Source organism: Bacillus sp. JJ1503 (genome assembly GCF_036965125.1).
Classification (GTDB): domain Bacteria; phylum Bacillota; class Bacilli; order Bacillales; family Cytobacillaceae; genus Cytobacillus.
On record NZ_JBALOZ010000104.1, the window covers coordinates 4661 to 13665 of the forward strand.

The following is a 9005-nucleotide window of genomic DNA, read 5'->3' on the forward strand; positions in this document are numbered from 1 at the left end:
TTAAGTTTACACTCTAACTTTCAGAAAAGTCAATCCTCTTTCATAAATAATTTATGATTTGAGTCACATGCAAGAAAGACCAGTATCATTGAAACCGCTTTCTTTCCTATTAAATCAAGCAATTAGCCTATATCAGAAAAAAATGGTAAATATTTTATTAAAATAAGATTTATAGATGCGAATATATTCTACTATATCCATGTTTAAAACCTTTGAATATCTAACTTTTACGTGTTAAAATTACTTTGGAAATTATTTGAACCCTAAAAATATTATTATTCTTTTAAATGTTATTTAAATATGTACATTTATCCAATTTACTCATTTAATCAATTTTTAGGGAAAGAATAATGAATATTAAACTTTTCAAATATAGTGGTGGAGGTTTTTTTACATGAAAAAGCCATTGAATGGTGAGCGGCCTTTTAATCAAGGGTTTTATGGTCCTAACCTTGGCTATGTCATTGAGTTGTACGAAAACTATTTGCAAGATCCTGATTCCATTGATCCGGAAATGAGGGCCTATTTCGATGAGACAGGGTCACCTGTTACAGAGAATAGTAATATCCCTAAATCAGAGACAAATGTAGCAGTTACATCTAATCAGTTAGAGAAAACATTAGCGGCTATTCGTCTAGCGGATAATATTAGATTCTACGGCCACCGTGCAGCTGATATTTATCCATTAAAAAATCATGATCGAGAGATAAACCTTTTCGAACTTTCCCGATATGGATTAACGGAAGAGGACTTAAAAGCAATCCCAGCTAACCTTATTTGTACAGAGGCAAAGATCCCACTTCGTAACGGGCTCGATGCTATTGAATATTTGAAATCTGTGTATACGGGCACAATTGCTTTCGAATTTCATCACGTAGATGATGAGAATGAGAAAGAATGGCTAAGAAAAAAGATAGAATCCAATCAATTAAACCTGAATTTAAATGCTGAAGAAAAAACCAAAATCCTCAGAAGACTTACCGAAGTAGAGGAATTTGAAAAGTATCTGCACCGAACATTTGTAGGTCAAAAAAGGTTTTCCATTGAAGGGCTTGACTCAATGGTTCCTTTACTTGATGAAATTGTTTCTGAATCAGTTTCAAATGGGACTAAAACGATAAATATTGGGATGGCACACCGTGGACGCCTTAATGTCCTTGCTCATGTTCTTGGAAAGCCATATGAAATGATTTTTGCAGAATTCCAGCACGCTCCTAATAAAGAGCTTGTTCCATCTGAGGGTTCCATTGGCATAAGCTATGGATGGACAGGGGATGTAAAATATCACCTTGGCCTGGATAAGCAAATTAAAGATGAAAATACAACTATTGCGAGGCTGACACTAGCTAATAACCCGAGCCATTTAGAATTTGTCGGCGCAGTTGTTGAAGGATATACCCGTGCAGCACAGGATGATCGGACAAGAAAAGGATATCCTGAAGTAGATTTCCAGTCTGCTCTCTCCATTATTATTCATGGTGATGCAGCCTTCCCAGGTCAGGGAGTTGTTGCAGAAACTCTAAACCTCGGTCAGCTGAAAGGGTATGACACCGGCGGGTCTATACATATTATTGCGAATAATACGATTGGATTTACGACTGAATCCTATGACTCCCGTTCAACAAGGTATTCAAGTGATTTAGCTAAGGGCTATGAAATTCCAATTCTACATGTGAATGCTAATGATCCGGAAGCATGTGTGGCTGCAGCAAGATTAGCATGTGAATACAGAGAGAAATTCCAAAAAGACTTCTTAATTGATTTAATTGGTTATCGCAGATTTGGCCATAATGAAATGGACGAACCAATGACAACGAATCCATTAATGTATAAAATCATCCATCAGGAAGTAACGGTAAAGGATTTATATGCAGAAAGGCTTATTAGCCAAGCAGCTGTTACGAAGGATGAAGCTTCGAAAATGGAAGAAGCCATCATCGATAAATTAAAATCCGCCTATGAAAAGGTTCCAAATAAAAAAATTGAAATTGAGGATATGGAACCACCTGAAATGGTTGAAAAGGGCTTGCCAAAAATAGATACGGCTGTCCCAATTGAGGCATTAAAACAAATAAATCAGGAGCTTTTAGGCTTCCCAGAAAACTTCCTTGTCTTCAATAAACTCGACAAGATTTTAAAGAGAAGATTGGATGCAATAGAAGGCGAAGCAAAAATCGATTGGGGGCATGCGGAAACATTAGCATATGCCTCAATCATAACTGATGGTACTCCAATCCGGCTAACAGGTCAGGATTCGGAACGGGGAACGTTTGCTCACCGTAATATCGTTTTACATGATAACGAAACCGGTAAATCCTATTCTCCCCTGCATTTAATGTCAACGGCTAAAGCATCGTTTGCTGTTCATAATAGTCCATTATCCGAAATGGCGGTATTAGGGTTTGAATATGGCTATAACGTATTTGCCCCTGAAACATTAGTATTATGGGAAGCCCAATTTGGAGATTTCGCGAACTCTGCTCAAGTAATGTTTGATCAATTTATTGCAGCGGGCCGTGCTAAATGGGGACAGAAATCGGGTCTTGTTATGCTTCTTCCTCATGGCTATGAGGGCCAAGGGCCAGAGCACTCTAGTGCTCGTTTAGAAAGATTTTTAACTTTAGCAGCTGAAAATAACTGGACTGTGGCAAATTTATCATCATCAGCGCAATATTTTCATATTTTACGAAGACAGGCTGCTATTTTAAATCGTGAAGAGGTCCGTCCGCTTGTGATTATGTCGCCAAAAAGTCTTCTCCGTCATCAGCTTGTTGCATCAAGTGCGAAAGACTTAAGTGAAGGTGAATTCAAATCTGTACTTGAACAGCCTGGACTTGGCAAAGCAACAGATAAGGTGACGCGCTTAGTATTAGCTTCAGGTAAAATGGCCATTGATTTAGCTGAAAATCTTAAAAATATAGCGAATCAAGACTGGTTCCATATTGTACGTGTAGAGGAGATCTATCCGTTCCCAATGGAAGCGCTTAAGGAAATTATGAATCGTTATCCAAATCTTAAAGAAATTCTCTGGGTTCAAGAGGAGCCGAAAAATATGGGGGCATGGACCTTTGTTGAGCCTAGATTGAGAAAGCTTGCTGAACAAGGTAAAGAGGTAACATATGTTGGCAGACGCCGCCGTTCTAGCCCATCCGAAGGGGACCCTATTATTCATAAGCTTGAACAGGCACGCATCATTGAAGAAGCATTAACGCAAAAGCAAGAAGGAGGAAATTAAGGTGGCCGAAATCAGAGTACCAGAACTAGCTGAATCAATAACAGAGGGAACCATTGCCCAATGGCTAAGGAAGCCAGGCGATTTCGTTAATAAAGGGGATTTCGTAGTCGAGTTAGAAACAGATAAAGTAAATGTAGAAATTATTTCTGATTTTACTGGAGTATTAAAAGAATTAAAAGCTCAGGAAGGCGATAATGTAAATGTTGGTGAAACAATTGCGATTATTGACGAAAGCGGTCAAGCAGGGGCTGAACAAGCACAACCAGCTGCGCCGGTTCTAGAAGAACAAGCACCTGTTGTACCTGAAACAAAACCTGCAGAGCCAGGTGCTCCTGCGCAGGCTCCTTCTAACGAAAACCAACAGCGTCCAATCGCTTCACCAGCGGCTAGAAAAATGGCGCGTGAAAAGGGCATTGATTTAAGTCAGGTTCCTACAGTAGATCCACTAGGAAGAGTTCGAGCTCAAGATGTTTCAACCTTTAACCCTCAGGCTCAGGCAAGCAGCGCTCCAGCACAAGCACCAAAAGCTGCTGCACCTGCACCTATTAAGCAAGATGGAGAAAAAAGGGTTGAGCGTATCCGAATGACCCGCCGCCGCCAAACTATTGCGAATCGACTTGTAGAAGTTCAGCAAACAGCGGCTATGCTTACGACATTTAATGAAGTAGATATGACAAATGTAATGAACCTTCGTAAAAAACGTAAGGACAAATTTTTTGAAGAAAATGATGTAAAACTCGGATTTATGTCTTTCTTTACAAAGGCTGTCGTTGCTGCACTTAAGAAAAACCCATTCTTAAATGCTGAAATTCAAGGCGATGAAATTGTCTTGAAAAAGTTTTATGACATCGGTGTGGCTGTGTCTACAGAAGAAGGTTTAGTCGTTCCTGTTGTACGTGATGCAGACCGTAAGAACTTCGCTGAAATCGAAAAAGACATTATGGATCTTGCAATAAAAGCAAGAAATAATAAGCTCGGCTTACAAGATCTTCAAGGCGGTACCTTTACAATTACAAATGGCGGTACGTTCGGTTCACTGCTTTCTACTCCAATCCTAAATGGGCCTCAGGTCGGTATTTTAGGAATGCATGCGATCAACCTTCGTCCAGTTGCGATTGATGCTGAAAGAATGGAAAATCGTCCAATGATGTATATTGCTTTATCATATGACCATCGAATCGTTGATGGAAAAGAAGCCGTTACGTTCTTAAAACGTGTTAAAGAATTAATTGAAGACCCTGAATCACTTCTTTTTGAAGCGTAAAATATGTTCGGCAGAGTGGAAGAAGAGCCACTCTGCTTTTTTTCCATATAAAAGAGGCGAGAAAAACTCCCGCCCCAATCATCAATCAAAATTTACTTCTTAATTGGCTTTAACCCACGCTTAATAATTTCCTTTTTCAATATCCAAACCCATTCTTTCTCTGAACCAGACTTTAATGCATCACGATAAGAGACGACCAACTGTTCATTGCTCATAATCTTCATTAGCATTACCTCCTAAGGAAATGGATTGAATATTCTTTCTATTCATTCCATTTTAAACGTTTCCATCCGTTTTGAAAACCCTATTTTCAAAAAAAATGAAAAGAATATGATATGAACTTAAAGTAGTAATATTTGAAATGAACCATATAGAGCTTGTATGATTAAATAACTAATTAAAGAAAAGGAGGTTTAATATGGAACTGCAACTTGACCATATTGTTCATTTTATTAAGGGAGACCCAAAGAAAGCAATTGAGGCATGGCAAAAGCTTGGCTTACAAGCAGTCATGGGGGGAAGTCATGAAAAGTGGGGAACATTTAATAGCTTACTTTATAATAGCACCTCATATATCGAATTCCTTGCTATTGAAAACGAAGAAATCGCTCAAAATTCGGACAATCCTCTTATTACACAATTAGTATCAGATTTACAAAGAGAAGAAGGGATTGGGCAAATCTGTTTCCGTACAACAGATATCTTAACAGTAAAAAAAGAGCTTGAAAAAAAGGGGTGCAAAACATTTCCGATTTTTCCAGGGAGCAGGAAAAGGAAGGATGGATCGACAATTAAATGGAAAATGCTCTTCCTTAATCAAGAGTCAACCTTGCCATTACCATTTTTCATTGAATGGGAACAGCAGGATGAGGATCGTTTCAATGAACTTAAGAACCTTGGGATGATGGATCAGAAATTAGAAAAACATCGCATTCAATCTATTAGTTTTGCCTGTAAAAATGGAGAGAAATCTGCTAAGGAATGGTCTGGACTTTTTGATTTTCCTATTACATACACGGTAAACAATTCAGATTCCTCCACGAAAAAAACAACGATTGACTGTGGATCAACAAAAATTATCTTCTGTGAACCATTAGATGAAAAGGGAATTATCTATAATACGTTAAAATTACGAGGAGAACGTCCATTTTCAGTTCAGCTTGTGCCTGAAATTTTGACTCAGCCAATTTCCTTATTTGGTTCACACTATCAATAATACTTGCGCGTTGTCTAATGACAACGCGTTTTTCGATTTCTCTCTCAGTCTAAAGCTGTATTTGGATTCATTCTCATGGTCAATGAGAATTTACCAATAATTAGATACTATAAGGTTTAAAGAAGAGCAGAGAGGAGAATTTAAATGTATGAACAAATTTATGTTATTGAAAAGCTGGAACAATATAAACAAGAGGAACTTAGAAAAAAACCGTATTATTATTATGAAAAAAAGAATAGGGGGATTAATAATCAACTCTGCAGACTTCCTGTCATCCATCATCTTCCTTCATGCCAATGCACACATGACAGTGTATAGATTATGTTATAAGACCTTCCGAATAGTCTAAAGTTTTACTTAACATTTTTTCATAAAAAGACCTTCCTAAAGTTTGAAACATGCTGAGAAAGTGGTAAATAACTAATGCCATCTTCTTAGAAAGAAGGTCATCATATGAAATATTACTCTGATTATCGTTTAGTTGAATTGATTTACGAAGATACATTATATGAGCATCTTGAGTTTATCAGAATCGATCACATTTGTGAGGTTTGCTATATAACATTGAAAAATGTCATTACAACTGAGATATTTCCTTTTGAACAGCATCAAATTAAAAGCATACGTAAAAAAATCTACCGGTATCCGCAAAGTTCAACAAAAAACAAGAATCATGTTGCAGCAACCAGCTAAAATTCTTTATACTAAGATTAAAAATAAAGGAAGTGGCAACATTGATTCATCTTAACTGGAATGAACGTGCAACATTAAAAAAAGTAAAGTGCGTCCACACAAATGCTGCAAAATATATTGTCAATAGGGCATTAACTGCCGGTAAAGAATATGAAGTAAAAAATGAAACAGATGAATTTTATTTTATCGTTGATAATACTGGCAAGGTCGGAGGCTATTACAAAGACTACTTTCAAGATGCATAAATCCAAAGAAGCTGTCAACAATTGTTGACAGCTTTTTCTTTATATAAAAATCCTATCACACCATTTAATGATGAATCCATATACTAACATGTGACGATACATAATGAGGTGGTTCACAAATGATTAGAGATGTTATAAATGAAAACCAAAATTTATTAAATAATATCCTTTCAAGCCTGCATAAAAACATTATGATTGTCGGGCAACAAGAAATGAATGAAAACTCTACAGTTTTCCTAAGTAAGGAAAATTTAAAAGCTTTCCTAAAATTAAGGGATATTTATTCAGAGAAATTGGATTTTACTCTTTTGCAGGAAGGCCTATCATCATTCTCGACTATTCATCCTCATATTCATTACTCAATTGAAAAAATGTTAAATAACTTAGAGTTTATTGATCAATCTTCTACATATGATCTATGTCCGCATATGTCCAATCAAATTAAACAGGACCGCAATAAGGGGCTGTTCGGTAGGACTGAAACTTCCGTTATGGTTACTCTTCATTCATCCATGCTACAAAATCAAAAGATTATAAAGGATTTGCTTCACCATGGGATGAATATTGCACGAATTAACTGTGCTCATGACTCTCCAGAAATATGGAAAAAGCTTGTTGATTGTGTTCGAGAAGCGGAATTAGAACTTGGCCAAGAGAGAAACTTATGTAAAATTCATATGGAATTAGCTGGTCCAAAAATTAGAGTAGAAAAAATATTTTACCCTGAAAAGCCGTCTAATGAGGAAAGACCTTATTTTAATGTGAAGCCAGGAGATATGATTACAATAATTAGAGACGAATTAGCTCTAGAATTATTCGCAATGGAAGCTAAAGTCTTTTCAATAAACTCGCCAAAAGCATTACTAAATGTCTCGTTGAAAGACAAAGTGTTTTTTAATGACGGAAAAATCATTGGAGAAGTTTGTTCCATTACGGATGAATGGATAGGTATTACCATCTTAAAAACAAATAAAAAAATAACGAAGCTTCGTGAAGAAGAAGGGCTTAATCTTCCTGACTCTTTTGTTCACTTTATTATGCCTTCCATGACAAACACTGATATAGGGAACCTTCCTTTTGTACATGGACTAGCGGATTCCATAGGTCTTTCATTTGTACATCACCCTAGAGATTTAGAGAAACTTCGGATGCTCTTACATTCATTGCCGCCAAAGAATATAGGGATCATAGCAAAAATTGAAACAAAGGAAGCGTTCCATAACTTATCCAAAATTATTATCGAGGGACTTAATTTCGATTCATTTGGAATAATGATTGCAAGAGGCGATCTTGCTGTTGAATTAGGTTTTACTAAATTAGCATCTATCCAAGAGGAAATCATAAATCTTTGTCAGGCTGCACATATTCCAATTATTTGGGCAACAGGTGTACTTGAGCAACTAACAAAAAAAGGCATGCCATCAAGAGCTGAACTAACGGATGCATTTATGGGGCTCCGAGCTGATTGTATTATGTTAAATAAAGGTGAATACGCCGTTGATGCATTAAAAACTCTATATGAACTGATGATAATGAAACATACCTCCGAAACCAACAGGAGAAAAGAGACGTTTATTCAAAATCAATAAAAGAGGACCTAACTTTTTTGGTTAGATCCTCTTTTATTGTGGTAAAATTATTTATTAAAATGGGTTGGGAATACACGGCGAACTGTAGTTGAGAACTCATCGAAAAGCCCTTCGACTGGCTGGCCGTTGCGAATATCATTTGAATAATTGTTCATTCGATCATAGAAATCAGGGTTTACCGATACATAAACATCATTAATACTACGATCGACTGATTTTACTTGATCAGAAATTTTTCGTTCTATGTCACGGGATAAGCCATTTTGTTTATTAACTAGCCGTGCCGCCACATAGGCATTATTATCTGTCACAATTACATTTGCGTGATCTACTTCAGGCATAGAGACGATTTTATCTGCTGCACGGTCAGCTACCCGCATTTTAGAGCTATTATTTAGAGCGTTTTTATTATTTCTAACTGGAGTTATATTTGTATTCCTCATATCCCTGTTGTCAAAAACATTAAAGTCATTCGTGCCTGGATTGTTTACTCTTGTCAAGTTATCACGGTTTCTCATTGCAGTTTCATTCACATTATTATCATTATTAACACCACATCCAGCAAGAATGGACATTGTAAATAATGAGGCGATAATCGCTTTCACTTTCATAAATTTACCCCCTTTTTTATTACTCTTTTTAATACTACATCACTATGTTTCCATGTTTTTATCCATAATATCCATGGAACTTTTGCAATATAAGGTCATAAATGACAGACTGAATACAATACATAAATTTTTTTAGTTATTATCTAATGAAC

At 36.5% G+C, this 9005-nt stretch carries 9 protein-coding genes; 7 read left to right on the forward strand and 2 right to left on the reverse strand.

Going from position 1 to position 9005, the window contains the following annotated elements:
- Positions 1-394 precede the first annotated feature (394 nt).
- Complete coding sequence (locus tag V7149_RS09465; RefSeq protein ID WP_335345386.1) at positions 395-3235, forward strand: 2-oxoglutarate dehydrogenase E1 component; 2841 nt, start codon at positions 395-397, stop codon at positions 3233-3235.
- Between the two features lies 1 nt (position 3236).
- Entirely contained in the window at positions 3237-4499 is a 1263-nt protein-coding gene (odhB, locus tag V7149_RS09470) for a 2-oxoglutarate dehydrogenase complex dihydrolipoyllysine-residue succinyltransferase (RefSeq protein WP_335345387.1), read from the forward strand.
- A gap of 92 nt (positions 4500-4591) precedes the next feature.
- Here the strand turns inward: odhB and sda are convergent, their stop codons facing one another.
- On the reverse strand, positions 4592-4723 hold the full coding sequence (gene sda, locus V7149_RS09475; protein WP_066287900.1) for a sporulation histidine kinase inhibitor Sda: 132 nt from the start codon (positions 4721-4723) through the stop codon (positions 4592-4594).
- 194 nt (positions 4724-4917) lie between these two features.
- On the opposite strand from sda, the gene V7149_RS09480 reads away from it, so the two are divergent.
- The 5 genes from V7149_RS09480 to V7149_RS09500 all read left to right on the forward strand — a co-directional run bounded on the left by V7149_RS09480 (position 4918) and on the right by V7149_RS09500 (position 8242).
- On the forward strand, positions 4918-5715 hold the full coding sequence (locus V7149_RS09480; RefSeq protein WP_335345388.1) for a VOC family protein: 798 nt from the start codon (positions 4918-4920) through the stop codon (positions 5713-5715).
- Positions 5716-5859: 144 nt separating this feature from the next.
- A complete protein-coding gene (locus tag V7149_RS09485; RefSeq protein ID WP_335345389.1) occupies positions 5860-6033 on the forward strand; it encodes a hypothetical protein in 174 nt (57 codons plus the stop codon).
- Between the two features lie 135 nt (positions 6034-6168).
- Positions 6169-6408 carry a hypothetical protein gene (locus tag V7149_RS09490; RefSeq protein ID WP_335345390.1) on the forward strand — a complete coding sequence of 80 codons (240 nt, stop codon included), beginning with the start codon at positions 6169-6171 and terminating at the stop codon, positions 6406-6408.
- 41 nt (positions 6409-6449) lie between these two features.
- Complete coding sequence (locus tag V7149_RS09495) at positions 6450-6653, forward strand: DUF6501 family protein (protein ID WP_335345391.1); 204 nt, start codon at positions 6450-6452, stop codon at positions 6651-6653.
- Positions 6654-6772: 119 nt separating this feature from the next.
- Positions 6773-8242 carry a pyruvate kinase gene (locus V7149_RS09500; RefSeq protein ID WP_335345392.1) on the forward strand — a complete coding sequence of 490 codons (1470 nt, stop codon included), beginning with the start codon at positions 6773-6775 and terminating at the stop codon, positions 8240-8242.
- Positions 8243-8289: 47 nt separating this feature from the next.
- Here V7149_RS09500 and V7149_RS09505 read toward each other — a convergent pair whose 3' ends face one another.
- Positions 8290-8853: a YhcN/YlaJ family sporulation lipoprotein gene (locus V7149_RS09505; RefSeq protein ID WP_335345393.1), complete on the reverse strand. Its 564-nt coding sequence runs from the start codon at positions 8851-8853 to the stop codon at positions 8290-8292.
- Between the last annotated feature and the right edge of the window lie 152 nt (positions 8854-9005).